This is a genomic window from Serratia microhaemolytica (assembly GCF_004011885.1).
Classification (GTDB): Bacteria; Pseudomonadota; Gammaproteobacteria; order Enterobacterales; family Enterobacteriaceae; genus Serratia_G; species Serratia_G microhaemolytica.
Genome location: NZ_SBEF01000117.1, coordinates 1 through 1371, shown reverse-complemented (window position 1 = coordinate 1371; position 1371 = coordinate 1). Strand labels below are relative to the sequence as shown.

Annotated in this window: 3 protein-coding genes and 2 pseudogenes; 3 read left to right on the top strand and 2 right to left on the bottom strand. The window is 45.9% G+C overall.

Going from position 1 to position 1371, the window contains the following annotated elements; all coding sequences use genetic code 11:
• The 3 genes and pseudogenes from EOJ37_RS14230 to EOJ37_RS14220 all read left to right on the top strand — a co-directional run.
• Positions 1-142 (top strand): annotated as a pseudogene (locus EOJ37_RS14230) (IS5/IS1182 family transposase); the annotation flags it as partial.
• Between the two features lie 13 nt (positions 143-155).
• A complete protein-coding gene (locus EOJ37_RS14225; RefSeq protein WP_155522516.1) occupies positions 156-362 on the top strand; it encodes a DNA/RNA non-specific endonuclease in 207 nt (68 codons plus the stop codon).
• Entirely contained in the window at positions 362-694 is a 333-nt protein-coding gene (locus EOJ37_RS14220) for an immunity protein YezG family protein (RefSeq protein WP_127960515.1), read from the top strand. Before EOJ37_RS14225 ends, EOJ37_RS14220 begins: the two co-directional genes overlap by 1 nt.
• Positions 695-796: 102 nt before the next feature.
• Here EOJ37_RS14220 and EOJ37_RS14925 read toward each other — a convergent pair whose 3' ends face one another.
• Positions 797-1150: a transposase domain-containing protein gene (locus tag EOJ37_RS14925; protein ID WP_276318285.1), complete on the bottom strand. Its 354-nt coding sequence runs from the start codon at positions 1148-1150 to the stop codon at positions 797-799.
• A 15-nt stretch (positions 1151-1165) separates the two neighbouring features.
• A pseudogene (locus tag EOJ37_RS14975) lies at positions 1166-1243 on the bottom strand (hypothetical protein); the annotation flags it as partial.
• Between the last annotated feature and the right edge of the window lie 128 nt (positions 1244-1371).

The following is a 1371-nucleotide window of genomic DNA, read 5'->3' as shown; positions in this document are numbered from 1 at the left end:
CTGGGTGGTTGAACGGACACATAGCTGGCTTAATCGATATCGTCGTTTATTGGTTCGCTGGGAGAAAAAGGCTGAAAATTACGAGGCCATGTTGCATTTTGCCTGCGGACTTATTGTGTGGAATAAATTCCTATTGAGATAGGCTCTTAGTACCAATGAATGGCAATCTGAACAAAGGCGCTTGGAAGCAAATGGAGAATACTTGGGCTAAGGCATTGAGTGAAGGTAAAGAGGTTAAAGTGAGTATCCAGCCATCTTATGTAGGTGAGAGTGTCAGACCGGATAAGTTTAAGGTTGTGTATTCGGTAGATGGTGGTCGTCCAATCGAAAAAGTGTTTAATAATTCTCCAGGAGGTAGGTAATGCGCTCTGACCAGGAAATATACAATGACATTGGCTCGGTATTACTTTCCATTTCACCAAGCGATGCATCGAAAATTATTTTGTGTGCGACTTTAGATCCAGCGAGTGATTGTGGTGAGTTCACTTATGATTATGTTGATAAAAGTGGATCTCAACATTGGGTAACTGAAACAAGTAATGCCAGTGAACAACTGTTAGATCTTCTTGTTGAACTAAGAAACTACTTTCTGGCTAACTTTAAATCACAAGAAAAACCATTTTGGCATGGTTGTGAAGTTACTGTGGATGTGGAAACTTTAAAAATACATATTGACTTTAAATACAATAACTAAAAGCAAAAATCCCGGCCAGCTGGCTGGGGTTTTTGCTTTTACGTAAACATCCGGCGATCTCACCTTGCGAGTTTATGTTAAGCGGTTAAGGTGAGCGGCAGATTAGGTGGATGAGGAGAAGGTGTTACCGGGCAGGGGCAGCAGTTGGTCCAGTTGACTGTTTTTCCACGTTGGAAGATGTGTCAACACAAAGTGCAACCAGGTAAATGGCTCAATACTATTAAGTTTGGCGGTTTGCAGCAGGCTCATGATACCGGCCATGCGCTGCCCGGCCAGCAGCCAATTTTTTCTTCCCAAGTCCACAGGACGGATGCAGTTTTCCACATGATTGTTGTCAATCGGTATCCGCCCATCGTCAAGATAAGTGTAAACATAATCCAAGGTCTCATTGACTTCATCACGGAGAAAACGCAACGGACTGTCACACTGTGGGCAATGCGTGCTCTCAGGCGCCAAGCGGACTTCTTCACGCGGCAAGTGCGTGGGCAGGGGCTGACGCTTGGGTTTGTTGACCGGCGCGGGTGTGTCTGATGGCAGTTTTTTACTCACAGCGGCACCATCAGCAGCGCCGGTGACCTCAACCTGACACTACAGAGCGATTTTATCCACCAGGCTGACACCCACTGGCATGTGGGTGGCGATTTTACCCTGAAAACCAGCGGCGACATCCTCAACCA

Excerpts from the sequence above, each read along its gene's own strand:
- EOJ37_RS14220 (WP_127960515.1), top strand. The coding sequence starts at position 362 with ATGCGCTCTGACCAGGAAATATACAATGACATTGGCTCGGTATTACTT.
- EOJ37_RS14225 (WP_155522516.1), top strand. The coding sequence starts at position 156 with ATGAATGGCAATCTGAACAAAGGCGCTTGGAAGCAAATGGAGAATACT.